Here is a 24,082-nt window from a genome sequence, read left to right as displayed (position 1 = left end):
CATGGTGCCTCGCTGTCACGGGCCCCGTGGTGAGTGCGGGGTCCCGCGCCCGGTGGGTGCTGGTCACTACGCTCACTCATCAGCAGTGGAGGGAGACAGTTCAGGATGTGTAGCGCATGATCGAAGGCGTGACTGAGCGCAGCGAGGGAACCATCGACACAGCACCACCGGTCGCGGCGCGGCCGAGCGCCAGCGAGGCCGAGCAGTGACCGAGCTACCGAACCCGAGTGTCCCGTCCGCAGCGCCTTCCCCATCGGCCATGCGCCGGGCGCTGCGACGAGCCCGCGACGGTGTCACGTTGAACGTGGACGAGGCCGCGGTGCTGTTGCACGCGACCGGCGACGACCTGGTCGATCTGAGCCACAGCGCCGCCCGGGTGCGTGATGCGGGCCTGGAGTCGGCGGGCCGCCCCAAAACCATCAGCTACTCGCGCAATGTCTTCATCCCGCTGACTCGGCTGTGTCGTGACAAGTGCCACTACTGCACCTTCGTCACCGTGCCGGGCAAGCTGCGCGCCGAGGGCAAGGGCATGTTCCTCGAACCCGATGAGGTGCTCGATATCGCACGTCGCGGCGCCGCGCTGGGTTGCAAGGAGGCGCTGTTCACCCTCGGCGACCGTCCCGAGGACCGCTGGCCGGAGGCCGCGCAGTGGCTCGACGAGCGCGGTTACGACTCCACCCTGGACTATCTGCGTGCCGTCTCGATCATGGTGCTGGAGGAGACCGGGCTGCTGCCGCACCTGAACCCAGGTGTGATGTCGTGGGAGGAGATCTCCCGGCTCAAGCCGGTCGCGCAGTCGATGGGCATGATGCTGGAGACCACCGCCGCCCGGCTGTTCACCGAGAAGGGCAACTGCCACTACGGCAGCCCGGACAAGGACCCGGCGGTCCGGCTGCGCGCCATCACCGACGCGGGCCGGCTCTCGGTCCCATACACCACCGGCATCCTGGTCGGCATCGGTGAGACGCTGCATGAGCGCGCCGAGTCGATCATGGCGATTCGCAAGCAGCACAAGGCTTTCGGGCATATCCAGGAAGTGATCATCCAGAACTTCCGGGCCAAGAACGACACCGCGATGCGCGATGTCCCGGATGCGGGCATCGAGGAGTTCCTGGCCACCATCGCGGTGACCAGGCTGCTGCTCGGCCCGGATGTGCCGGTGCAGGCGCCGCCGAACCTGGTGTCACATGAGGAATGCCGGGCGCTGATCGATGCGGGCATCGACGACTGGGGTGGCGTGTCGCCGGTGACGCCGGACCACGTGAACCCGGAACGGCCGTGGCCGAATCTGGACACGCTGCGGGAGATCACCGAGGCGTCCGGATATCAGCTGGTCGAGCGGACGTCCGCGCATCCGAAGTACGTGCGGGCGGGCAGCCCGTGGATCGATCCGCGGATCGGCGCGCACGTCGCCGCGCTCAGCGATCCGGTCACCGGGTTGGCGAACCCGGATGCGATGCCGGTCGGCCTGCCCTGGCAGGAACCGGACCAAACCTGGGAATCCGCGGGCCGTGTCGACCTCAATACCTCGATCGACACCGAGGGACGCAATACCGAGAGCCGCAGCGATTCCGCGCTGGGGCAGGACGTGGTCGGGGCCTTCGGTGACTGGGACACCGTCCGGGAACAGGCCCGCGACCTGGCCGTCGTGGCGCCGGAACGGCTCGACTCCGATGTCCTCGCCGCGTTGCGGGCGGCCGAGCGCGACCCGGCCGGGCTCACCGACGCCGAATACCTGGCTTTGGCCACGGCCGATGGCGCGAACCTGGAGGCGGTGGCCGCGCTGGCCGATCAGCTGCGCCGCGACGCCGTCGGTGACGACGTCACCTACGTGGTGAACCGGAACATCAACTTCACCAATATCTGCTACACCGGCTGCCGCTTCTGCGCGTTCGCCCAGCGCAAGGGCGACGCCGACGCGTTCACGCTGAGCATGGACGAGGTCGCCGACCGGGCCTGGGAGGCGCACGTCGACGGTGCCACCGAGGTCTGCATGCAGGGCGGCATCGATCCCGACCTGCCGGTCACCGGCTATGCCGACATCGTGCGGGCGGTAAAACAGCGGGTGCCGTCCATGCACGTGCACGCCTTCAGCCCGATGGAGATCGTCAACGGCGCTTCCCGCGGCGGCGAAAGCATTCGCGACTGGCTGGTGGCGCTGAAGGAAGCGGGCCTGGACACCATCCCCGGCACGGCCGCGGAGATCCTCGACGACGAGGTGCGCTGGGTGCTCACCAAGGGCAAGCTGCCGACTTCCGCCTGGATCGAGGTGATCACCACCGCGCATCAGGTGGGGCTGCGCTCCAGCTCGACGATGATGTACGGGCACGTGGACAACCCGAAGCACTGGGTCGGGCACCTGCGCGTGCTGCGCGGAATTCAGGATGAGACAGGCGGTTTCACCGAATTCGTGCTGCTGCCGTTCGTGCATCAGAGCGCGCCGCTGTACCTGGCGGGCGCCGCGCGACCCGGCCCGACCAACCGGGACAACCGGGCGGCGCACGCGCTGGCCCGGATCATGCTGCACGGCCGCATCGAGAACATCCAGACCAGCTGGGTGAAGCTCGGCACCACCGGCACCAGGGTCATGCTCAACAGCGGCGCCAACGACGTCGGCGGCACGCTGATGGAGGAGACCATCTCCCGAATGGCCGGTTCACAGCACGGTTCCGCGAAGACCGTCGCGGAACTGGTCGATATCGCCGCGGGCATCGGACGTCCGGCGCGTGAACGGACCACGACGTACGGCGTTCCGCGGCACCGGGTACCGGCATTGCATTTGCCCGTCGGGTAATACGACCAGGTAGGACTACGATCGAACCGTGACCGTCAGCTGGCAAGGACCCCAACACGCGCCCATCGCGTGGGAGGCGTTCCTCGACCTCGACGAAGACATCCGGCGGGAGCTCGAGATCGTCGACGGTTACGTCGTCCCGCGGGAGCAGCGCGGCCGCGACCATCAGAAGGTGGGGACCCGGTTGTCGCTGGCGCTCGAGCGGGCGGCCGTAGCCGAGATGCGGCGCAGCGGTGGCGGATCATGCTACGAGACGAACACCGAGGTCGATGTGTTGCTGTGGGAGGTTCCGCCGACAGCCCGCAAGCCGGATGCGGTGTTGCATCGGTGCCTGCCGGACTATGAGCAGCTCACCGCAGAGCACTGCGTGATTGTCGCGGAGGTGCTGTCGACGTGGTCCGCGCGCCGCGACCGGGTGCACAAGATGAGCGATTACGCCGATGCCGGTATACCGCATTACTGGCTGGTCAGCTTCGACAAGGTCGGCGCTCTGACGATCGAGCGCTATGCGTTGTCCGGGCGTACCGGGCCGTACACACATATCGGCACCGCACATCGGGACATGGGGCCAATGGCGGTCTCGGTGTCCGATCCCTTTCCGCTCGAGTTGAAGTGGGCGGATCTGGAGGTCGTTCCGCAGCAGTGAGTTAGGACAGGCTGATCGGTAGTACCTTGGGGTGTCCGGATAGGGTTTCGCTGGGCGGACTATCCCCGCAAGGTGAGGACAGACTAGGAGAGCGGCAGTGCCGTACATCATCGCTGAACCGTGCGTTGACGTGAAGGACAAGGCATGCATCGAAGAATGCCCCGTGGACTGTATCTACGAGGGTGGTCGCATGCTGTACATCCATCCCGACGAATGCGTGGACTGTGGTGCATGTGAGCCGGTGTGTCCGGTGGAGGCGATCTTCTACGAGGACGACACCCCGGACCAGTGGAGCGGATACGTGAACGCCAACGTCGACTTCTTCGACGAACTCGGTTCGCCGGGCGGTGCGACGAAGGTCGGCAAGGTCGACTACGACCCGCCGTTCATCAAGGAACTACCTCCCATGGCGAGTGAGTAGCTCTGCCGTGTCCGCACGTGGCCGGGTCAGCAGTCTCCTCCCCGATTTCCCCTGGGACACCATCGCTTCGGTGAAGGCGAAGGCCGCGACACATCCCGGTGGGATCGTCGATCTGTCGGTCGGCACCCCGGTGGATCCGGTCGACCCGCTGATCCGCGCCGCGTTGAGTTCGGCGTCCGCGGTGCCCGGTTACCCGGCCACCCACGGCACGCCCGAACTCCGCGCGGCCGCGGTCGAAGCGCTGAAGCGGCGCTACGGGATCACCGGGCTCGACCCGGCGGCGGTGTTGCCCGCGATCGGCACCAAGGAACTGATCGCCGGACTACCCCGGCTGCTCGGCCTCGGCCCGGACGACCTGGTCGTCATCCCCGAGGTCGCCTACCCGACTTACCAGGTCGGCGCGCTGCTGGCAGGTGCGCAAGTCGCGCGCGCCGACGGGTTGACCCAGCTCGGTCCGCGCAGCCCGGCGCTGATCTACGTGAACTCGCCGTCGAACCCGACCGGTCGGGTGCTCGGTGTCGACCACCTGCGCAAGGTCGTCGAGTTCGCCCGCGAACGGGACGTGATCGTGGCCTCCGACGAGTGCTACCTCGGCCTCACCTGGGACGGTCGAGCCGTCTCCATCCTCGACCCCGAGGTCAGCGACGGCGACCACACGAACCTGCTTGCCGTGCACTCCCTTTCGAAGACCTCCAACCTCGCGAGCTACCGCGCCGGCTTCGTCGCGGGTGACCCCGCCCTCGTCGCCGAACTGCTCGAGGTCCGCAAACACGCGGGCATGATGGTGCCCTTCCCCATTCAGGCCGCCATGACCGCCGCCCTCAGCGACGATGCCCACGAAGCCCAACAGCGCGAGCGCTACCGGATCCGTCGCGAAGTCCTCCGAAAAGCTTTGCTAGCAGCCGGTTTCCGGATCGACCACTCCGAAGCGGGCCTCTACCTCTGGTCGACCCGCGGCGAACCCTGCCACACCACCCTCGGCTGGCTCGCCGACCGCGGCATCCTCGCCGCCCCCGGCGACTTCTACGGCCCGACCGGCGCCGAACACGTCCGCATCGCCCTCACCGCCACCGACGAACGCATCGCCACCGCCGCCGACCGCTTGACCTCCGCCTGACCTTCCTCCGCTACGACACGCGCACGGGGCCCGTGTCCGGCGACGGGCGCGGTGGGCGGGGGGAGCGTTAGCCTGGGGTATGGACGCTGTGACGGTTGTTCCTACTCCGAGTAATGAGCCGGTGCATTCGTATGGGCCGGGTAGCCGGGAGCGGGAGCTGCTGGTTGCCAGGCTGGCGGAGATTTCCGGGCAGACGGTGGATGTGCCGCTGGTGATCGGGGGGAAACACCGCCCTGGGATCGGCGAGCGGCACGATATCGTCGCGCCGCATCGGCGGCGGCATGTGCTGGGGACCTATACCGACACGACGCATTCGGAGGCGCAGGGGGCGATTGATGCCGCGATGGCGGCGGCGGCCGGGTGGCGGACGTTGCCGTTCGACGAGCGGGCGGCGATCTTCTTGCGGGCCGCTGATCTGCTGGCGGGGCCGTGGCGGGAGACGGTAGCCGCGGCGACCATGCTCGGGCAATCGAAATCGGCTCAGCAGGCCGAGATCGACGCGCCGTGTGAGTTGGTGGATTTCTGGCGGTTCAATGTGGCGTTCGCGCGGCAGATCCTGCAGCAGCAGCCGGAGTCGAGCGCGGGGGTGTGGAACCGGCTGGACTATCGGCCGTTGGAGGGGTTCGTCTACGCGATCACGCCGTTCAACTTCACCGCGATCGCCGGGAACTTGCCGACCGCGCCCGCGCTGATGGGCAACACCGTGGTGTGGAAGCCGTCGCCGACGCAGACATTGTCCGCCTTCTACACCATGCGACTACTGGAGGCGGCCGGGCTGCCACCGGGTGTGATCAACATGGTGACCGGTGACGGGGTGGCCCTGTCGGAGGTCGCACTGGCCGATCCTCAGCTCGCCGGAATCCATTTCACCGGCTCCACCAAGACATTTCAGTATCTGTGGCAGCAGGTGGGCGCGAATATCGGCCGGTACCACGGATATCCGCGACTGGTCGGGGAGACCGGCGGTAAGGACTTCATCGTCGCGCACCCGTCGGCCGATCCGGATGCATTGCGGGCCGCACTGATTCGCGGCGCCTACGAGTATCAGGGACAGAAGTGTTCGGCAGCCTCCCGCGCGTATATCGCGCGTTCGGTATGGCGCAAGATGGGCGACGATTTCCTGCACCGCACCGACGAGCTGAGCTACGGCGACGTAGCCGACCTGTCCAATTTCGGTGGGGCACTGATCGATCAGCGGGCCTTCGACAAGAATGCCGCCGCGATCGGTCGCGCCAGGGATGCCGGGCTCACCATCCCGGTCGGCGGCACCTGTGACGACAGCGAAGGATGGTTCGTCCGTCCGACGGTGCTACTGGCGGACGACCCGCACGACGAGTCCTTCGCCACCGAGTATTTCGGACCGATCCTGTCGGTGCACGTCTACGACGATTCCGAACCTGGCTCGTACGCGGCGATATTGGCCGAGGTCGAGTCGGCCGCGCCGTATGCGCTGACCGGCGCGGTGTTCGCGCAGGACCGCAAGGCGATCGAACAGGCCGACGACGCTCTGCGCTTCGCGGCGGGCAACTTCTACGTCAACGACAAGCCGACCGGTGCGGTGGTCGGCCAGCAGCCGTTCGGCGGCGCCCGCGCCTCGGGCACCGACGACAAGGCGGGCTCGCCGCTGAACCTGCTGCGCTGGGTGGCGCCACGCACGACCAAGGAAACCTTCGTCCCACCCACCGAGTACCGCTACCCCCACATGAGCTCGTGAATCCGCTGCGCCCGCTCATCCTCGCGGCTTCGGAGTCGCGGCGAATGAAGCGTGTGCTCACCGGTATTCCGGTGACCGCCGAGATCGTGCGGCGGTTCGTGGCCGGGGAGACCAGGGACGATCTCATCAGGGTGGCGCAGACACTGCTGGACACTGGCCGGATGGTCAGCGTGGACTTCCTCGGCGAGAACACCACCGACCGGGCCCAGGCCGACGCGATGGTGGCCGAATATCTGTCGCTGATCAATGATTTGGCGGCGCTGGAGCGGTCCCCGCGACCGGGGATCGAGGCCCCGCCGGTCGAGGTGTCGGTCAAGCTGTCCGCCCTCGGTCAAGCGCTGCCCGTGGACGGTCCCGCGATCGCCACCGAGAACCTGCGCATCCTGTGCACCAAGGCGGCGCAGGCCGACGTTTGGGTGACCGTCGACGCCGAAGACCACACCACGACCGACGCCACGCTGGCGACGGTCCGCGAGTTGCGCCGCGAATTCCCTTGGCTCGGTGCCGTTGTGCAGTCGTATCTGCGGCGCACCGAGCGCGACTGTCGTGAGTTGTCGGGCCCGGGATCGCGAATCCGGTTGTGCAAGGGCGCTTACCGCGAACCGCATGAAGTCGCATTCCAGCGTGCGGCCGAGGTAACAGATTCCTATCTGCGTTGCCTCGAGATTCTGATGCGCGGCGCGGGCTACCCGATGGTGGCGTCGCACGATCCGGTGCCGATCGCCGCTGCCGAAGACCTGTCAGTCGAAACCGGCCGTGGCCCAGACCGATTCGAGCTGCAAATGCTGTACGGCATTCGCGACGCGGAGCAACTGCGGCTGGTCAGGGCGGGCAACGCGGTGCGGGTCTATGTGCCCTACGGCAGCCAGTGGTACGGCTATCTCACCAGGCGGCTGGCGGAGCGGCCCGCCAACCTCGCGTTCTTCCTGCGCGCACTGGTCAGCAAATCCTGAGGCAAAGCCGTGGGCAGAGCGCGTGCCCTGCCCACCGTTCCGCTGGTGTCCCTTCTCCGAAAGTCCCTACACCAGTGGCTTTCCCAGCCGCATCCGCCTACGCAGGTCGAACAGGTAGACGTTCAACGGGAACATCCGCGCCTGCTTGGGCAGCCGCGTGTGTACCACGGAAATACCCCGCAACAGCCGGTCGAATCGGCGCTGGTCCCGTTCGGTCCAGGTCATCCGCATCTCGTCGCGGACGTGCTGGGGCAGCAGCCCGGCCACGATGAACCGCTGGAGCTTGGCGAAGGTGAATCGGATCGGCCGCGGCATCATTTCGAGATCGATGAGGGCGTCGAAGTAGTCGCGCAGGGCGGGCTCGATCCGGTGCCGCGCCAGGTTCTCCTCCCACCACGGCAGGAACTCCGCGCGGCTGGCGGGCCACATCTCCTGCCGCATCTGCAAGGTGGTGCCGAGCCGGGCGCTGTACTGGTAGAGCGCCTCGGCGGTCGCCGGATCCAGCGGACCGTGCATGCGGGTGTACAGGTCGTCGATGCCCCAGTAGATCGTGGCCGCCACCCACAGCTGCAATTTCGGGTCGAAGGCGTTGTATTTGACCGGGCTCTGCGGCCCGGAGCGCACCGGCCGGTGCGAGCCGTTGACGGCGTCGCGGTAGGCGGCGCGTTCCTCGTCGGATCCCATCATGGCGACGGCGATGTAGGTCAGCGTGGTGCGCAGTCGCTTGACCGGATGCAGGGTGACCTTGCCGCTGTCCACGGTGCTCTCCAGCACGCCGCGGCCGACCGGGCGCAGGCTCAGCTGCATGATGACGTTGGCGGTGCCGCCGAGAAAGGCCGCGATGCCATCCATGTACTCCTGGATGGTTTCCGGCGTGAATGCCTGGGCGGACAGCTCGGCCCGGCTCGGATCCGGCTCGTGCGTGGCGGCGCGCAGCGGTGCGGTCATCATTGACCTCGTCTTTCTGTGTCCGGACGCTCGCAGTGAGCAAACGGTGAGAAGATTTGTAACTCACCTTCTCATTGCCTCGATGCCGTGTCAATGATGCTGTGCAATGCTTTTTGTGTCATCGTTTCGGCGACCGGATAGGCTGGCAGACATGGCGAAGCTGAGCAGATTGCTGCCGTTGGTGCGGAGCACGGGCCCAGAGGACGGCAATCAGGCACGGGTGCTCGACGCCGCGCTGCTGGCGTTCCTGGATTTCGGCATCAAGCGCACCAGCATGGTCGAGGTGGCCCGGCGCTGCGGACTCTCGCTCGCTACGCTCTATCGGCGCTTCGCGAGCAAGACCGATCTGATCGAGGCGGTCGGGCTGCGGCAGACCCGCGAGTTCGTCGAGCAGGTCGACGCCGCCCTGCAGCGGCAGGTCGATCGGGACGCGAGCGCGGAGGCGCAGATCGTCGAGCTGTTCGCCGCGTTCATCACCGGCCTGCGCGACAACCAGCTCCTGCACCGGCTGTTGGCCACCGAACCCGAGCTGGTGCTGCCCTATCTGACGACCAAGGGTGCGCCCGTGCTCGAGCTCGGCCGGGACTATCTGGCCGAGTTCATCGCGCGGCTACAGCAGGAAGGCAAGCTGCCCGCCTATGACCCGGAGCCGCTGGCCGAGATGATCGCGCGCACCGCGCTGTCGCTCGCACTGACACCGCAGACGGTCATTCCGCTGCACGACGACGCCGCGATCCGGCAATTCGCCCGGGACCACGTGGTGGTGTCGTTCCGGGTGCCATGAGAGTGCTCAGGGGAACGGGACGAGATCATCCGCCAGGTACGGCAGTGCGTCCATGATGTCGGCGGTCTGTTCTTCGGCGGTCCCGTGCGTGTGGGCGACCACCACGAAGCCGGGTCCGTACGACGCCGAGGCGACCTCGGGCACGCCGACATCGGACCAACCCCATTTGGTGCCGAGGACGTACGGCAATCGGGCAGTGCCCCAGTCTTGTTCGGTGCCGTCGGCAGCGGTGGCGCCCGCGGCGGCCATCCATTCGAAGATGGGTGACCGGGGATCGGTGCGCAGCTTGGCGATGAGGAAGTCGGCGACGTCGGCGGTGCTGGTGAAGGCGAAGCCCCAGCTGTCTCCGCTATCGGTAGCGGTGAGGTGGTATTCCGCCGCGATGGTGTCGATCGCGTCCGGGTATTTGGCTTCCACGGCGCTCGCCGCTCCGTCGTCGGAGTAGCGGATCATCCGCTCGGCCAGGTCGCGGTCCGTGCCGGAGCCGTCGCCGTGCCGCAGGACGTAGTCGGCGAGGTAGAGCTTGACCAGCGAGAGCGCGGTGCGTGCCTCGTGCTCGTTGGCGGTGCTCCCGTGGAACCCCGTGTTGGAGCGAACCGAGATGGCGGTACGGGGGTGCACCCCATCGGGATCGCTCATCTCGGCGCTCGCGTTCGGCGGTGTGAAGGCGAAAAAGAGCCCAGCGGCAACGATCGCCACAGTCCGACGGCCCATGGTTTCCTCCTGGGTCTGCCCCCTTTGGCTGGAATGCCCGACTCCTTCGAGCTCACACTGTTCGACGGCGAAATGCCAGGGCCGGTTCGTCAGACCAGGCGAAGGCCGAGGCGGCGGCGGATGCGCAGGTCCAGCAGGTAGGCATTGAGCGGGAACATGCGCGCCTGCCGGGGGAGCCGGGATTGGGTGGCGCCGAGGGTGCGCATGATGCGGTCGAGGGTGCGGTCGTCGCGCGCGGACCAGGTGCAGCCCATTTGGTCGCGCAGGTGCTGAGGGAGCAGGCCGATGACGAAGAAGCGATGCATGCGGCCGAAGGTGAGTTGTACCGGTCGGGGCAGCATCTTCAGATCGATCAGGTCATTGAAGTAGTCGCGGATCGGCGGGTCGATCGTGGTGGTGGCCAGATGCTTGTCCCAGTACGTTGCGAAAGCTTGCCGATCGACAGGCCACATGTCCGGCCGGACCTGCAGTGTGGTGCCGAGGCGGGCGCTGTAGCGGTAGAAGGCGTCGGCGGTGTGCTCGCCCATGGGGCCGTGCATGCGTTCGTACAGGTCCTTCGCGCCCCAGTAGAGGCACGCGGCCACCCACAGTTGGAGGTTCGGGTCGAATGCGTTGTACCGCACCGGACTTGCCGCGGTGGAACGCACCGGCCGGTGCGAACGGTTGACGGCTTCGCGGTAGTCGTCGCGCTCCGCGTCGGTGCCGAGCATGGCCACGGCGAGATAGGTGACGGTGGTGCGCAACCGCTTGACCGGGTGCAGCATGACCTTTCCGCTGTCGACGGTGCTCTCCACGACGCCGTAGCCGATGGGCCGGTTGCTGAGCTGCATGATGACGTTGGCGGTACCGGCGAGCAGCCCGGCGATGCCATCGATGAACTGGGTGATGTCGAGATCGTCCGGCGGCTCGGTGACGTGCGTCGTTGCGCGAAGTGGCGTGGTCATCGTTGACCCCTGTCTCAATGAGAAGGTTGTATATGAACTTTCTCACCGCCTCACCCGCTGTGTCAACCGTCACATCGGAGCGTCATTCACCTGTGATCGGCCGGGGCGCCCGGGGCAGGGCGAAGTAGTTTGGGCGCATGTCGTTCGGTCCGCCGCTGCTGCTCAGTTCCCTGAACCCGCTCGCCGTCGCAGGCGGCGCGGATATTCCGAATGCCGTCACCATCGACGGGGTGACGCTCTCGCGCAGTGATCTGCTCGGTGCCGCGACCTCGGTGGCCGAACGCGTCGCCCGCGCCGATCGGGTCGCGGTGCTGGCCGAGCCGACCGTCAGCACGGTGCTCGCGATTGTCGGCTGCCTGATCGCCGGCGTGACCGTCGTTCCGGTGCCGCCGGATTCGGGCACCGCGGAACTCGCGCACATCCTGGCCGATTCCGGGGCGCAGGCATGGCTCGGGAAAGCGCCGGAGGGTAGTGAGTTGCCGGTGATTCCGGTGCGGGTGCACGCCAGGTCGTGGCACACCTACCCGGAGCCCGACTCCGCCACAACAGCTTTCGTGCTGTACACCTCCGGGACGACCGGTTTGCCGAAAGGCGTTGTGCTGAGCCGCGGTGCGATCGCCGCCGGATTGGACGCACTGGCCGATGCGTGGGCGTGGAGCGCGAACGACGTGCTGGTGCACGGACTTCCGCTGTTCCACGTGCACGGCCTGATCCTCGGCGTGCTCGGCCCGCTGCGGGTGGGCAGCCCGCTGGTGCATACCGGCAAGCCGACCCCGCAGGCCTATGCCGCCGCGCCAGGCACGCTGTACTTCGGGGTGCCCACCGTGTGGTCCCGCATCGTCGAAGATCCAGCGGCCGCAAAGCAATTGGCCGACGCCCGACTGCTCGTGTCCGGTAGTGCACCACTGCCCGTTCCGGTCTTCGAGCGGTTGCGTGAACTCACCGGGCACGCGCCCGTCGAGCGTTACGGCATGAGCGAAACCATGATCACCCTGTCCACCCGCGCCGACGGTGAGCGCCGTCCCGGCTGGGTCGGCACCCCGGTGCGCGGCGTGCGGACCCGGTTGCGCGACGAATCCGGCGCTGACGTCGCCCACGACGGCGAAAGCATCGGCGGCCTCCAGGTTTGCGGCCCGATGCTCTTCGACGGCTACCTCAACCGACCCGAGGCCACCGCCGAAAGCTGGACCGACGACGGCTGGTTCAAGACCGGCGACGTCGCCGCCATCGACGCCGACGGCTTCCACCGCATCGTCGGCCGCGAATCGGTGGACCTCATCAAATCCGGCGGCTACCGCATCGGCGCAGGCGAAGTGGAAACCGTCCTCCTCGGCCACCCGGACGTCGCCGAGGCCGCCGTCGTCGGCCTCCCCGACCCTGACCTCGGCCAGCGCCTGGTCGCCTTTGTCGTCCTACGCCCCACCGCGCCTGCTTCGATCGAACAAGACCTGATCACCTATGTGGCCGAACAACTCTCGGTCCACAAACGCCCCCGCGAAATCCGCGTGGTCGATTCCTTGCCCCGCAACGCGATGGGCAAAGTCCAAAAGAAGCGCCTCACCTGAGCTCCGACCGCGACGGCACTCGCCGCGCGTGAGTTAGCTTGCTCGTGGCTCGCCACTGGGCGGTGAGTCAGTCGTTGGCGTGTAGGGCGGCGTTGAGTTCGATGCCGGTTCCCTTGCGGGGGACCACTTCTACCGCGCCGGTGACGGAGTTGCGGCGGAAGAGGAGGTTTTTCTGGCCGCTGAATTCGGCGGCCTTGGTGACGGTGCCGTCGGGGGTGGTGACCTTGGTGCCCGCGGTCAGGTAGAGGCCTGCTTCCAGGACGCAGTCGTCGCCGAGCGGGATGCCGAGGCCGGAGTTGGCGCCGAGCAGGGAACGTTCGCCGATGGAGATGATGGTGGTGCCGCCGCCGGAGAGGGTGCCCATGGTGGACGCGCCGCCGCCGATATCGGAGCCGTCGCCGACCACCACGCCCGCAGAAATGCGCCCCTCGACCATGGAGTTACCGAGGGTGCCCGCGTTGAAGTTCACGAAGCCCTCGTGCATGACGGTGGTGCCGGACGCGAGGTGCGCGCCGAGCCGGACCCGGTCCGCGTCGCCGATGCGCACACCGGACGGAACGACGTAGTCGACCATGCGCGGGAACTTGTCGACGCTGTACACGGTCACCGGGCCGCGGGCGCGCAGCTTGGCCCGGGTGGTCTCGAAGCCGTCGACCGCGGCCGGACCGTGGTTGGTCCACACCACATTGCTCAGCAGCCCGAACTGACCGTCGAGGTTCACTCCATGCGGCCGGACCAGCCGGTGCGAGAGCAGGTGCAGGCGCAGGTAGACGTCGTGCGCGTCGATCGGGGCGGCGGCCAGATCGGCGATCGTCGTGCGCACCGCGACCACATCGACACCGCGCGCCTCGTCGAAGCCGAGCAGCGCCGCGTACTCGGCGGGTGCGTCGTCCAGCCGCTTGGTCCCGGTCTCGGCGAACTCGCCGAGCTCCGGATTCGGGTACCAGGTGTCGAGGACGGTCCCGTCCGCGGTCACATTGGCGATACCGACTGCTGCTGCTCCCTGAGTACTCACGTCCACAGAGGTTACCGACCCGCCGCCACCTGTGGTGAGCCTGCTCCGCGCCGGTGCCGTTCGGCACGGTCGTAGGGTGGGTACGTGACCATCGACCTGCGTGCCGACCCGATTACGCTGACCGCCGCTCTTGTCGACATTCCGAGTGTTTCTCGGGACGAACTGGCGATTACCGATCTCGTCGAACAGGCGCTGCGGGAGCAGACCAGCGGATTCGAGGTGCTACGGCACGGGAATGTGGTGCTGGCGCGGACGAATCGCGGGCTGCCGACGCGGGTAGTGCTGGCCGGTCACCTGGATACCGTGCCGATCGCCGACAACGTGCCGGGCCACTTCACGGTGAACGCGGCGGGGGAGCGGGTGTTGTACGGCTGCGGCTCGGTCGATATGAAGTCCGGCGACGCGGTGTTCCTGCACCTGGCCGCGACGGTCGCCGAACCGGTGCACGATCTGACGCTGATCTTCTACGACTGCGAGGAAATCGCGTCGGAATTCAATGGACTCGGACACATCGAACGCGACCTGCCGGAGTGGCTTGCCGGTGACCTGGCAGTGCTCGGTGAACCGTCCGGCGGCTGGATCGAGGCGGGTTGCCAAGGGACGCTGCGGGTTCGGCTGTCCACCGCCGGGGTGCGTGCGCATTCGGCGCGAGCCTGGTTGGGCGACAACGCGATTCACCGGTTGGCACCGATCCTGCAACGGCTGGCCGACTACCGGGCCCGTGAGGTCGACATCGACGGGTGCGTCTACCGCGAAGGGCTGTCCGCGGTACGGGTTTTCGGTGGAGTGGCGGGCAATGTGGTCCCCGACGTGGCCGAGGTGGACGTGAACTTCCGCTTCGCGCCCGACCGCACCGTGGCCCAAGCCGTCGAGCATGTTCGCGAGGTATTCGACGGCCTCGAGCTGACCTTCGAGGTGACCGATTCCGCCCCGGGCGCGCTGCCCGGGCTGACCGCCCCCGCCGCCAAGGACCTGGTCGCATCGGTGAACAGCCACGGTGGCGGCGGAGTGCGCGCCAAGTACGGCTGGACCGACGTCTCCCGTTTCGCCGCCCGCGGCATCCCCGCCGTCAACTTCGGCCCCGGCGACCCCAACCTCGCCCACAAGCGCGACGAGCACGTCCCGGTCGACCAGATCACCGCCGTCACCGCCATGCTGCGCACCTACCTGACCGGCTCGACAGAGTGACGCACCCGAAACCAACGTCCGCGACCGATACCGCCGCTACCTCGGGTCTCCGAGCCGAACACTCTCGTTCCCCGAACGGTCGGCTGAACGTAGGACGACTTCTCCTGTCCGCCCCGTTGCCCCTGTCCATCGCCCGGTAGCGTGGATCGCATGTCCACCGACGCCGCTGACCGTGAGGTTGCCAACAAGCCGAAGTCGACAGCCAAGTTCCGCGGGCCGGTCATGTTCCGCCGCGACCGCAAAGACGGGATCGGCACTGCCGACCGGAATTTGCTGGACCGGCGCGGCGACACCGATTGGGTGCATACCGACCCGTGGCGCGTGCTGCGCATCCAAGCCGAGTTCGTCGAGGGTTTCGGCGCGCTCGCCGAGGTGCCGCGGGCGGTGACCGTTTTCGGGTCGGCGCGCACCGGGCCGGATCATCCGGAGTACGAGGCGGGCCGGGCCATCGGCACGGCACTGGCCAAGGCCGGGTTCGCGGTGATCACCGGCGGCGGGCCCGGCGCGATGGAGGCGGCGAACCGGGGCGCGTGCGAGGCGGGCGGGTATTCGATCGGCCTCGGCATCGAGCTGCCGTTCGAGCAGAGCCTCAACGACTGGGTCGATCTGGGCATCAATTTCCGCTACTTCTTCGTCCGCAAGACGATGTTCGTGAAGTACTCCGAGGCCTTCATCTGCCTGCCCGGCGGCTTCGGCACCCTGGACGAGCTGTTCGAGGCGCTCACCCTGGTGCAGACCCGCAAGATCACCCGCTTCCCGATCATCCTGTTCGGCAGCAGGTACTGGTCCGGACTGGTCGATTGGCTCCGTGACTCGCTCGGTGGCTCCGGCAAGATCTCGCCCGGTGATCTCGGGCTGATCCATGTGACCGACAGCGTGGAAGAGGTCGTGCAGATCATCCTCGCCAACGCCGAGGCGAATGGCGCGGAGGACGTGATCGGTACGGAGGACCAGTGGTGAACGAGCAGCCCTACGCCATCTGTGTCTACTGCTCCGCCAGCACTATCGATCCCGACTATCTTGCGCTGGCCGCCCAGGTCGGTGCCGAAATCGCCCGGCGCGGTTGGCAATTGGTGTCCGGTGGCGGCAATGTCTCGATGATGGGCGAGGTGGCGAACGCGGCGCGGGCGGGCGGCGCGAACACCATCGGGGTGATCCCGAAGCATCTGGTGCACCGCGAAGTCGCCGACGTCGACGCCGACGAGCTGGTCGTCACCGACACCATGCGGCAGCGCAAGCAGATCATGGAGGACCGCGCCGACGCCTTCCTCACCCTGCCCGGCGGCATCGGCACGCTGGAGGAGTTCTTCGAAACCTGGACCGGAGGCTATCTGGGACAGCACAATAAGCCGGTGGTGCTGTTGGATTCGGATGGCTTCTACCGAGGTCTTTTCCGGTGGCTCGACGAACTCTACGACCGTAAGTTCGTGCCGCAACGCGCCATGGACCGCATCACCGTGGTCACCGATCTTTCGTCCGCCTTCGCGGCACTGGAGGCGGCAGCAGCACCCTGATGAGGAGAACTGAAAAGTGAGTTCAGACGGTCGCTCCACGGTGAGCCTGTTAGACCTGGCCAGAAGCCTCCCCGCGATGGCGCTCGACGCGCCGGCCATGCTGCGCAACGCGGTCGGCCTGCTGGTCAAGCCGGACGACAAATCCTCTGTCGGGCTGTACTTTCAGCGCACCGCGCATCGTCATCCGGACCGCCTGTTCCTGCGGTTCGAGGGTGCCACCTACACCTACGGTGCGGCCAATGTCGAGGTGAACCGCTACGCGTCGGTGCTCGCCGAGCGTGGCGTGCGGCGCGGCGACGTGGTCGGGGTCCTGATGACCAACCGGCCGGAAACCTTGTTCGTGGTCCTGGCGTCGGCGAAACTCGGCGCCACCGTCGGCCTGCTCAACCACCATCAGCGCGACCAGGTGCTCGCGCACAGCTTCGGCCTGCTGAACAGCGTGCTCGATGTGGTCGGCGAGGAATGCCAGGAGGCATTGGACTCGCTGTCCGAGCCGCCCGCGAAGGTGTTGTCCGCCAAGGACCTACAGGCCGCCGCCCAGGGCGCGGCCGCCACCGATCCGCCGGTCTGCGTCGAGATCACCGCCAAGGAGCGCGCGTTCCTGATCTTCACCTCCGGCACGACAGGTCTGCCGAAGGCCAGCGTGATGACGCACCTGCGCTGGACCAAGAGCATGGTCGGCCTCGGCGGGCTCGGTATTCGCTTGCGTGGCAACGACACTCTGTACTGCTGCCTGCCGCTGTACCACAACAACGCGCTGACCGTCGCGCTGTCGACCGTGCTGTGCTCCGGTGCCACCTTGGCGCTGGGACGGCATTTCTCGGTGTCTCGCTTCTGGGACGAGGTGATCCGGGAGGAGGCAACGGCTTTCATCTATATCGGTGAATTGTGCCGTTACCTGCTCAACCAGCCCGAGAAGCCCACCGACCGGCAGCACAAGGTCCGCCTGGCGGTCGGCAACGGGCTGCGCCCGGAGCTGTGGGACGACTTCAAGCAGCGTTTCGGCATCAACCGGATCGTCGAGTTCTACGGTGCCAGCGAGGCCAATATCGCCTTTGTCAACGCGTTCAGCGTCGACCGCACCGCGGGGTTCGGGCCGCTGCCGTACGCGGTGGTGGAATATGACGACGAATCCGGAAAAGCCAAGCGGGACAACAACGGCCGGTTGCGTCGGGTCGGCACCGGTGGGGTCGGGCTGCTGTTGGCCAAGGTGACCAGCCGCTCGCCGTTCGACGGCTACACCGACAAAGAGGCCTCCGAGGCGAAGCTGGTGCGCGACGGTTTCAAGAAGGGCGACGTCTGGTTCGACACCGGTGATCTGGTCCGCAACCAGGGCTGGCATCACATCGCGTTCGTGGACCGGCTCGGCGACACCTTCCGCTGGAAGGGTGAGAACGTGGCGACCACCGAGGTCGAGGGCGCGCTGACCCAGTCCAATGCCATTTCGCACGCGGTCGTCTACGGCGTAGACATTCCGGGCACAGACGGCAAAGCGGGCATGGCCGCCGTCACGCTGAGTCCCGATGCCGAGTTCGACGGCAAAGCCATCGCCGAGCTGGCCTACGACCGGCTACCCGGCTACGCCGTCCCGCTCTTCATCCGCGTCGTCGAGGAACTGGAGCAGACCTCCACCTTCAAGAGCCGCAAGGTCGAGCTGCGCAAGCAGGGCTACGCCCCGGACGGCGACGGCACCCTGTACGTCCTCGCGGGCCGTTCCGACGGCTACGTCCCCGCCTACGACGACTACCCCTCCGACGTCGCCGCGGGCCGAGTGCCGAAGAACTGACACCGAACGCACCCCGCACCGGATCGACACTCCTTCACCAGGAGCCGAAAGGGGTGCACACCCCCAGGACGGATGCGGCTCTCGAGATCGGGTGCGCGGGTCCCGCACCTGGGGGTGGAGATACATGAGTCGGTACAGTTTGAGGATGCTCAGCCCGACCGTAACGCCGCTGCCAAGCCTGTGTGGCAAGCCGGTGGCGACGGATCGGGCGCTGGTCATGGCGATTGTCAATCGCACCCCCGATTCGTTTTACGACAAGGGTGCGACCTTCACGGACGCCGCGGCCATGGACGCGGTCGCGCGTGCGGTGGACGAGGGAGCCGATCTCGTCGATATCGGCGGGGTGAAGGCGGGCCCAGGCTCGGTGGTCGACGCGGCCGAGGAATCTCGACGGGTGATCCCGTTCGTCGCGGCAATTCGCGAAAAGTACCCCGAGCTATTGATCAGCATCGACACCTGGCGGGCCGACGTGGCGCTGGCCGCCGTGCGGGCGGGCGCGGATCTGATCAACGACACCTGGTCGGGCGCCGACCCCGATCTGGTGCGGGTGGCCGCCGAACACGCCGTCGGAATCGTGTGCAGCCACACCGGCGGAGCGGTGCCGCGCACCCGCCCACATCGGGTCCGGTACGCCGATGTCCTGGCCGAAGTGACCGATACCGTGGTGCGCGCGGCCGAAAACGCGGTCGCGGCGGGGGTGCGCAAGGATTCGATTTTGATCGATCCGACCCATGATTTCGGCAAGAACACTTATCACGGGCTGGAGTTGTTGCGCGGAGTGGACGTTCTTGTAAATACCGGGTGGCCAGTCCTGATGGCACTCAGCAACAAGGATTTCATCGGGGAGACTCTAGGTGTCGATCTTTCCGAACGGTTGGAGGGCACATTGGCAGCAACAGCATGGTCGGCCGCCGCCGGCGCCCGAGTCTTCCGCGTCCACGAAGTCGCCGCGACCCGGCGGGTGGTGGACATGATCGCCGCGATCCAAGGCATCCGGCCCCCAGCACGCACCCTGCGAGGTTTGGTATGAAATTCCACCACCCCCACAGCCGCGACTACAGCCCCGCGTGGGCGACGACAAACACCTGGGACACCCCCGACTGGTCCGTCGACGAACTCGTCGCCGCCAAGGCGGGCCGCACCGTTTCGGTGGTGCTGCCCGCGCTCAACGAGGAAAACACCGTTGCCGACGTGGTCGCCAGCATCCGCCCGCTGCTCGGCACCCTGGTCGACGAGCTGCTCGTGCTCGATTCCGGCTCGACCGACGCCACCGCCGAGCGGGCCCGTGCCGCGGGCGCCGAGGTGATCACCCGGGAACAGGCGGTGCCGGAGTTGGACCCGGTGCCGGGCAAGGGTGAGGTGCTGTGGCGCTCGCTGGCCGTCACCAGTGGTGATCTGATCGCCTTCGTCGACTCCGATCTCATCGACCCCGATCCCGCCTTCGTCCCGAAGCTGCTCGGCCCGCTGCTCACCGTCGACGACATGCACCTGGTCAAGGCCTACTACCGCAGGCCGCTGCGGCAGGGTGGTGCGGTGGACGCGCACGGCGGTGGGCGGGTGACCGAGCTCGTCGCCCGGCCGCTGCTCGCCGCGCTGCGCCCCGACCTCTCGGACGTGCTGCAGCCGCTGGGCGGCGAATACGCCGGCACCCGTGAGCTGCTCACCTCGGTACCGTTCGCGCCCGGCTATGGGGTGGAGATCGGGTTGCTGCTCGATACCTACGACCAGCTCGGCCTGTCCGCGATCGGCCAGGTGAACTTGGGGGTGCGCACCCACCGCAACCGCCCGCTGGCGGATCTGGGGGTGATGAGCAGGCAAATTCTCGGTACCGTGCTCGGCCGCAGCGGCGTGCAGGATTCCGGGGCAGCGCTCACCCAGTTCCCGCTGATCGGGGACGCCTTCACCGCGCAGAGCACCGAGGTATCGCTGGCCGACCGGCCGCCGATGAATACGCTGCGCCCGGCCTGGGCGGCTGCCTGACCGAAGTTTGACGGGCGAACCCGGGTGCCGCTGGTGCCCGGGTTCGGTGCTGTTCGTCGAAAGCCATGGGCCGACAACGGATGCGATTTGCACATTCGCCGGATAGCGAGCGAGTTTGCTGCATGGACGCTAGGGTGGAGCTCGGGTCTTACGTTCGCATTCTGTATTCCGAGACGTGCAGCCATTGCGCGCTCACGAGCAGGAGATACGTCTATGACTATTGGTGAGCTACCCAAGCAGGACACGCGGCAGCCGGAGTTTGCCGGTCCCGATTACACGCTGGCGACATTGCGCGTGAACGGCCACGTTTTCCCGGTGGCCCTCGAACCCCGGGTCAGCCTGCTCGACGCCCTTCGTGAATACCTACATCTCACCGGCACCAAGAAGGGGTGCGACCAGGGCGCGTGCGGTGCGTGCACGGTGTGGGTCGACGGCAAGCGCGAATTGTCCTGCCTCACTTTGGCATTGAGCGTGGAGGGACGCGAAGTCACCACCATCGAGGGGGTCGCGGCCGGAGAGGAACTGCACCCGGTGCAGCGCGCGTTCATCAGCTGCGACGGCTTCCAATGCGGGTACTGCACACCGGGGCAGATCATGTCGGCGATCAAATGCATCGAAGAGGGGCACACCGGCAGCGATGCGGAGATCGCCGAGTGGATGAGCGGCAATATCTGCCGCTGTGCCGCCTATCAGAACATCAGGGACGCGATAAAGACCGCACGCGACGAGATGGGTGAGACACGATGAAGCCCATCGCCTTCGCCCGCGCCGAGACGGTGGACCAGGCCCTCGCCGCGGTGACCGCCCGCCCGAATACCGTATTCCTGGCCGGTGGCACCACTTTGGTGGACATGCTGCGGATCGGCGCGATGGAGCCGGACAATGTCGTCGACATCAACCGGTTGCCGCTCACCGACCTGGAGCACCGCCCGGACGGCGGCCTGCGCATCGGCGCGATGGCCCGGATGGGCGAGGTGGCCGCCGACCCCGGTGTCGTCGAACGCTTTCCGTTTCTGTCCATCGCCCTGTGGAAGGGCGCGTCCGCGCAGATCCGCAACATGGCCTCGATGGGCGGCAACCTGATGCAGCGGGTGCGGTGTCCGCAGTTCCGCGATATCGCGTTCGCCTGCAACAAGCGCGAGCCGGGGAGTGGCTGCGGCGCGCACGAGGGACTGCATCGCGGCAATGCCGTATTGGGTACCAGCGAGCACTGTTTCGCCATGCATCCGTCCGATACGGCGATCCCACTGACCGCACTCGACGCCGTGGTGCATGTGCAGGGCCCGCACGGTAGCAGGGCCATCGCCTTCGACGACTTCTTCCTCTTGCCCGGTGACACACCGCATCTCGAACATCCGATCACCGCCGACGAACTCATTGTCGGAATCGAGGTGCCGCCGTTACCGTTCGCGGTGAACTCGCACTATCTGAAGGTGCGCGACCGTGAATCCTATGAATTCGCCGCGGCTTCCGCGGCAGTGGCGCTCGACCTGGTGGACGGGCAGGTGCGCGATGTCCGCATCGGCCTCGGCGGCGTGGCGACCAAACCGTGGCGCGCCAGGATGGCCGAGGCGTTGCTGATCGGCAAGTCCGCCACCAAGGAGAACTTCGCGGCCGCCGCCGCTACCGAACTCGCGGGGGCTGACGGCAGCCATGCCATGAATCGGTTCAAAATCGAACTGGCGCAACGGACCATGGTGCGCACGCTGGAGCTCGTAGCCGACGGGATCGCGCAGCGGGGAGGCGGGAAATGAGCGCTCCTGCCGCCACCAAGCTTGTCGGTCAGGGACTCGACCGCATCGACGGGCACGCCAAGGTCACCGGTGCCGCCAGGTACACCGCCGAGATCCCGATGCCGAACGCCGCCTATGGCGTCCTTGTCGGAGCCGAGATCGGCAACGGCACAGTGACATCCATCGACACCAGTCGCGCACTGCGGGCCGGTGCGGTCGCTGTGCTCACCCACGAGAACCTGCCGCGGGTCGCGACGGTGCCGCTGATGCCGTCCCTGTTCGGTCAACCGGCACCGGGCCAGACCTTCTTTCCCATGCAGGACACCAGGATCCACTACTTCGGCCAGCCGATCGCCGTGGTCGTCGCGGACACCTTCGAGGTTGCCCAGCACGCCGCCCGGCTGGTCGAGGCCACCTACGACGCGCAGCCCGCGCTGGTGCGGCTGGATGACGGACGCGCTGAGCAGTACCTGCCGGACAGCATTTTCGCTGGCCAGATCCCCGCGTCCCAATCGCGTGGCGACTTCGCGTCCGCCGCGGCATCCGCCGCGCACACCGTCGACGCGACGTTCCGGTTTGCCGCCAATCACCACAATCCGATCGAATGCTCGGTCACCGCCGCCATGTGGAACGGGGATTCGGTCACCGTCTACGACGCCACCCAGGGCATCGTGGCCAGTCAGCTGACCATCGCGGCGCACCTGGGCATCTCGCCGAGCAAGGTGCGGGTCGTCACCGATTACGTCGGCGGCGGTTTCGGCGCCAAAGCCATGATGTGGCCGCACGTTACGCTCGCCCCGCTGATCGCGCGGGAGCTGGGCAGGCCGGTTCGGGTGATCCTGAATCGCGAGCAGATGTTCTACGGCACCGGATTACGGGAAGAGCAGGAGCAGCGCGTCACTCTGGTCAGTGACGCCGATGGCCGGTTCACCGGGTTGCGGCACCACAAGCTTTCCGTCACTTCGCATTTCGACGACTGGGCGGAGCCGTCGCTGGAGGTGGCGAGCAAGGCGTACGGAATTCCGCACTGGGAAGGGCAGTATCGGCTGATCAAGGGAAATACCATGACGCCGACGTTCATGCGCGGGCCCGGTGAGGCTTCCGGCATGATCGCGCTGGAGTGCGCCATAGACGAGCTCGCCGAACAACTCGGCGCGGACCCGGTGGAACTGCGGCTGCGCAATCACGCCGCGGTGGACCCGGAGAGCGGAAACCCGTGGAGCTCCGACGGTTATCTCGAATGCCTCCGGCAGTCCGCGCAGCGTTTCGGCTGGGATCGCCGTAACCGGACCCCCGGATCGCACACCGACGGCAACTGGCTCATCGGCTGGGGCGTCGGCACCGCGGGCTACCCGGTGTACGAACCCGGCCAACCGCAACGGGCGCACGCGCGGCTGCGTTCGGACGGCTCACTGGTCGTCCAGACGGGCACCCAGGAATTCGGCACCGGTGTAGCCACGGCCATGTCGCAGGTCGCCTGCGATGCCATGGGGATGCCGTTCGACCGCATCCGCTTCGAGATCGGCAACACCGACTACCCGAACATCGCGGCCACCGTCGGATCGATCGGTGCGAGTGCGGTCAGCTCCGCGGTGCACACCACCTGCGCGCAGTTGCTCGCCCAGCTCATCGAGATCGCGGTCGCCGATATCGACTCGCCGCTGCGCGGCCGCACGCCCGATGAGATCGAGGGAGTGGACGGCCGATTGCGGCTGATCGAGGACCCGTCGGTCAGCGAGGCCTACGCGGAGGTGCTCGAGCGGAATCATCTTTCGGATATCGAGACGACCGGTAGTTGGCGGCCCGCCACGCCGGCGGCGCCGTACGGGAAGATGAGCTTCGGCGCGCAGTTCGCCGAAGTCGCCGTGGACCCGGAGTTGGGAATCATCCGCGTTCGCCGCATGGTCGGTGCCTTCGCGCCCGGCCGGGTGCTCAATGCGAAGCTGGCGCGCAGCCAAGTGCTCGGCGGCATGAATTGGGGCCTGTCCCAAGCACTCATGGAGGCCACCCTGCCCGACACTCGCGACGGCCGCTGGGCCAACGCGTCGCTGCTGGAATATCTGTTGCCGGTGAACGCGGACGCTCCCGAGGTCGACATCTCGTTCGTGGAGGTCGACGACCCGGTGGTGAACCCGTTGGGCGTCAAGGGCATCGGCGAACTCGGCATGATCGGTGCCGCCGCCGCCATCGTGAACGCCGTCCACCACGCCACCGGGCGCCGCTGCCGCGACATTCCGCTCCGGCTCGAACATCTGCTCTGATTCGG

At 67.2% G+C, this 24,082-nt stretch carries 21 protein-coding genes; 17 read left to right on the top strand and 4 right to left on the bottom strand.

What is annotated here, in order from left to right; translation table 11 throughout:
• Positions 1–205 precede the first annotated feature (205 nt).
• The 6 genes from ACFK0J_RS33765 (at position 206) to ACFK0J_RS33740 (ending at position 7,645) form a co-directional block, all read left to right on the top strand.
• Positions 206–2,794, top strand: coding sequence for a bifunctional FO biosynthesis protein CofGH (locus tag ACFK0J_RS33765; RefSeq protein ID WP_378733756.1), 2,589 nt, complete (start codon positions 206–208; stop codon positions 2,792–2,794).
• A 28-nt stretch (positions 2,795–2,822) separates the two neighbouring features.
• Positions 2,823–3,440, top strand: a complete 618-nt coding sequence (locus ACFK0J_RS33760) for a Uma2 family endonuclease (protein WP_378733755.1) — start codon at positions 2,823–2,825, stop codon at positions 3,438–3,440.
• 97 nt (positions 3,441–3,537) lie between these two features.
• A complete protein-coding gene (fdxA, locus tag ACFK0J_RS33755; protein ID WP_014987978.1) occupies positions 3,538–3,861 on the top strand; it encodes a ferredoxin in 324 nt (107 codons plus the stop codon).
• Between the two features lie 7 nt (positions 3,862–3,868).
• Positions 3,869–4,978, top strand: a complete 1,110-nt coding sequence (dapC, locus tag ACFK0J_RS33750; RefSeq protein WP_378733754.1) for a succinyldiaminopimelate transaminase — start codon at positions 3,869–3,871, stop codon at positions 4,976–4,978.
• Between the two features lie 79 nt (positions 4,979–5,057).
• Positions 5,058–6,692 (top strand): L-glutamate gamma-semialdehyde dehydrogenase, encoded by a 1,635-nt coding sequence (pruA, locus tag ACFK0J_RS33745; RefSeq protein WP_378733753.1) that lies wholly within the window; start codon positions 5,058–5,060, stop codon positions 6,690–6,692.
• 44 nt (positions 6,693–6,736) lie between these two features.
• A complete protein-coding gene (locus tag ACFK0J_RS33740) occupies positions 6,737–7,645 on the top strand; it encodes a proline dehydrogenase family protein (RefSeq protein ID WP_378733752.1) in 909 nt (302 codons plus the stop codon).
• A gap of 66 nt (positions 7,646–7,711) precedes the next feature.
• On the opposite strand, the gene ACFK0J_RS33735 is transcribed toward ACFK0J_RS33740, so the two are convergent.
• Positions 7,712–8,593, bottom strand: coding sequence for an oxygenase MpaB family protein (locus tag ACFK0J_RS33735; RefSeq protein WP_378743226.1), 882 nt, complete (start codon positions 8,591–8,593; stop codon positions 7,712–7,714).
• A 151-nt stretch (positions 8,594–8,744) separates the two neighbouring features.
• Here ACFK0J_RS33735 and ACFK0J_RS33730 point away from each other — a divergent pair, with 151 nt between their 5' ends.
• On the top strand, positions 8,745–9,377 hold the full coding sequence (locus ACFK0J_RS33730) for a TetR/AcrR family transcriptional regulator (protein WP_218471397.1): 633 nt from the start codon (positions 8,745–8,747) through the stop codon (positions 9,375–9,377).
• 6 nt (positions 9,378–9,383) lie between these two features.
• On the opposite strand, the gene ACFK0J_RS33725 is transcribed toward ACFK0J_RS33730, so the two are convergent.
• Both ACFK0J_RS33725 and ACFK0J_RS33720 read right to left on the bottom strand, forming a co-directional pair.
• Complete coding sequence (locus ACFK0J_RS33725; protein ID WP_378733751.1) at positions 9,384–10,091, bottom strand: hypothetical protein; 708 nt, start codon at positions 10,089–10,091, stop codon at positions 9,384–9,386.
• An 89-nt stretch (positions 10,092–10,180) separates the two neighbouring features.
• Positions 10,181–11,035: an oxygenase MpaB family protein gene (locus ACFK0J_RS33720; protein WP_378733750.1), complete on the bottom strand. Its 855-nt coding sequence runs from the start codon at positions 11,033–11,035 to the stop codon at positions 10,181–10,183.
• A gap of 137 nt (positions 11,036–11,172) precedes the next feature.
• Between ACFK0J_RS33720 and ACFK0J_RS33715 the strand changes: the two genes are divergently transcribed.
• Complete coding sequence (locus ACFK0J_RS33715) at positions 11,173–12,600, top strand: acyl-CoA synthetase (protein WP_378733749.1); 1,428 nt, start codon at positions 11,173–11,175, stop codon at positions 12,598–12,600.
• A 67-nt stretch (positions 12,601–12,667) separates the two neighbouring features.
• Here the strand turns inward: ACFK0J_RS33715 and dapD are convergent, their stop codons facing one another.
• Complete coding sequence (gene dapD / locus ACFK0J_RS33710; RefSeq protein ID WP_378733748.1) at positions 12,668–13,615, bottom strand: 2,3,4,5-tetrahydropyridine-2,6-dicarboxylate N-succinyltransferase; 948 nt, start codon at positions 13,613–13,615, stop codon at positions 12,668–12,670.
• 84 nt (positions 13,616–13,699) lie between these two features.
• Between dapD and dapE the strand changes: the two genes are divergently transcribed.
• The 9 genes from dapE (at position 13,700) to ACFK0J_RS33665 (ending at position 24,077) form a co-directional block, all read left to right on the top strand.
• Positions 13,700–14,803, top strand: a complete 1,104-nt coding sequence (gene dapE, locus ACFK0J_RS33705) for a succinyl-diaminopimelate desuccinylase (protein ID WP_378733747.1) — start codon at positions 13,700–13,702, stop codon at positions 14,801–14,803.
• Between the two features lie 150 nt (positions 14,804–14,953).
• Positions 14,954–15,763: a TIGR00730 family Rossman fold protein gene (locus ACFK0J_RS33700; protein WP_378733746.1), complete on the top strand. Its 810-nt coding sequence runs from the start codon at positions 14,954–14,956 to the stop codon at positions 15,761–15,763.
• Entirely contained in the window at positions 15,757–16,317 is a 561-nt protein-coding gene (locus ACFK0J_RS33695; protein WP_378733745.1) for a TIGR00730 family Rossman fold protein, read from the top strand. The genes ACFK0J_RS33700 and ACFK0J_RS33695 overlap by 7 nt, the downstream gene beginning before the upstream one ends.
• A 16-nt stretch (positions 16,318–16,333) precedes the next feature.
• Positions 16,334–18,103 (top strand): long-chain-acyl-CoA synthetase, encoded by a 1,770-nt coding sequence (locus ACFK0J_RS33690; protein ID WP_378733744.1) that lies wholly within the window; start codon positions 16,334–16,336, stop codon positions 18,101–18,103.
• Between the two features lie 145 nt (positions 18,104–18,248).
• The gene (folP, locus tag ACFK0J_RS33685; protein ID WP_378733743.1) at positions 18,249–19,133 is read left to right on the top strand and encodes a dihydropteroate synthase; all 885 of its coding nucleotides are present in this window, start codon (positions 18,249–18,251) and stop codon (positions 19,131–19,133) included.
• Positions 19,130–20,083, top strand: a complete 954-nt coding sequence (locus ACFK0J_RS33680) for a glucosyl-3-phosphoglycerate synthase (RefSeq protein ID WP_378733742.1) — start codon at positions 19,130–19,132, stop codon at positions 20,081–20,083. Before folP ends, ACFK0J_RS33680 begins: the two co-directional genes overlap by 4 nt.
• Before the next feature lie 213 nt (positions 20,084–20,296).
• A complete protein-coding gene (locus ACFK0J_RS33675; RefSeq protein WP_378733741.1) occupies positions 20,297–20,830 on the top strand; it encodes a (2Fe-2S)-binding protein in 534 nt (177 codons plus the stop codon).
• Positions 20,827–21,837, top strand: a complete 1,011-nt coding sequence (locus ACFK0J_RS33670) for an FAD binding domain-containing protein (protein ID WP_378733740.1) — start codon at positions 20,827–20,829, stop codon at positions 21,835–21,837. The genes ACFK0J_RS33675 and ACFK0J_RS33670 overlap by 4 nt, the downstream gene beginning before the upstream one ends.
• The gene (locus ACFK0J_RS33665; protein WP_378733739.1) at positions 21,834–24,077 is read left to right on the top strand and encodes a xanthine dehydrogenase family protein molybdopterin-binding subunit; all 2,244 of its coding nucleotides are present in this window, start codon (positions 21,834–21,836) and stop codon (positions 24,075–24,077) included. Before ACFK0J_RS33670 ends, ACFK0J_RS33665 begins: the two co-directional genes overlap by 4 nt.
• The last annotated feature ends 5 nt before the right edge of the window (positions 24,078–24,082 follow it).

The sequence above is a fragment of the Nocardia brasiliensis genome, assembly GCF_042691675.1.
Taxonomy (GTDB): Bacteria; Actinomycetota; Actinomycetes; order Mycobacteriales; family Mycobacteriaceae; genus Nocardia; species Nocardia brasiliensis_D.
The sequence above is the reverse complement of the archived record's forward strand: the minus strand, read 5'-3'. Positions and strand labels throughout refer to the sequence as shown.

What these genes read in the sequence shown, in the direction of transcription:
- pruA (WP_378733753.1), top strand. Translation starts at nt 5,058, where the DNA reads ATGGACGCTGTGACGGTTGTTCCTACTCCGAGTAATGAGCCGGTGCAT.
- ACFK0J_RS33740 (WP_378733752.1), top strand. Translation starts at nt 6,737, where the DNA reads ATGAAGCGTGTGCTCACCGGTATTCCGGTGACCGCCGAGATCGTGCGG.
- ACFK0J_RS33735 (WP_378743226.1), bottom strand. Translation starts at nt 8,593, where the DNA reads ATGACCGCACCGCTGCGCGCCGCCACGCACGAGCCGGATCCGAGCCGG.
- ACFK0J_RS33730 (WP_218471397.1), top strand. Translation starts at nt 8,745, where the DNA reads ATGGCGAAGCTGAGCAGATTGCTGCCGTTGGTGCGGAGCACGGGCCCA.
- ACFK0J_RS33725 (WP_378733751.1), bottom strand. Translation starts at nt 10,091, where the DNA reads ATGGGCCGTCGGACTGTGGCGATCGTTGCCGCTGGGCTCTTTTTCGCC.
- ACFK0J_RS33720 (WP_378733750.1), bottom strand. Translation starts at nt 11,035, where the DNA reads ATGACCACGCCACTTCGCGCAACGACGCACGTCACCGAGCCGCCGGAC.
- ACFK0J_RS33715 (WP_378733749.1), top strand. Translation starts at nt 11,173, where the DNA reads ATGTCGTTCGGTCCGCCGCTGCTGCTCAGTTCCCTGAACCCGCTCGCC.
- ACFK0J_RS33700 (WP_378733746.1), top strand. Translation starts at nt 14,954, where the DNA reads ATGTCCACCGACGCCGCTGACCGTGAGGTTGCCAACAAGCCGAAGTCG.
- folP (WP_378733743.1), top strand. Translation starts at nt 18,249, where the DNA reads ATGCTCAGCCCGACCGTAACGCCGCTGCCAAGCCTGTGTGGCAAGCCG.
- ACFK0J_RS33680 (WP_378733742.1), top strand. Translation starts at nt 19,130, where the DNA reads ATGAAATTCCACCACCCCCACAGCCGCGACTACAGCCCCGCGTGGGCG.
- ACFK0J_RS33675 (WP_378733741.1), top strand. Translation starts at nt 20,297, where the DNA reads ATGACTATTGGTGAGCTACCCAAGCAGGACACGCGGCAGCCGGAGTTT.
- ACFK0J_RS33670 (WP_378733740.1), top strand. Translation starts at nt 20,827, where the DNA reads ATGAAGCCCATCGCCTTCGCCCGCGCCGAGACGGTGGACCAGGCCCTC.
- ACFK0J_RS33665 (WP_378733739.1), top strand. Translation starts at nt 21,834, where the DNA reads ATGAGCGCTCCTGCCGCCACCAAGCTTGTCGGTCAGGGACTCGACCGC.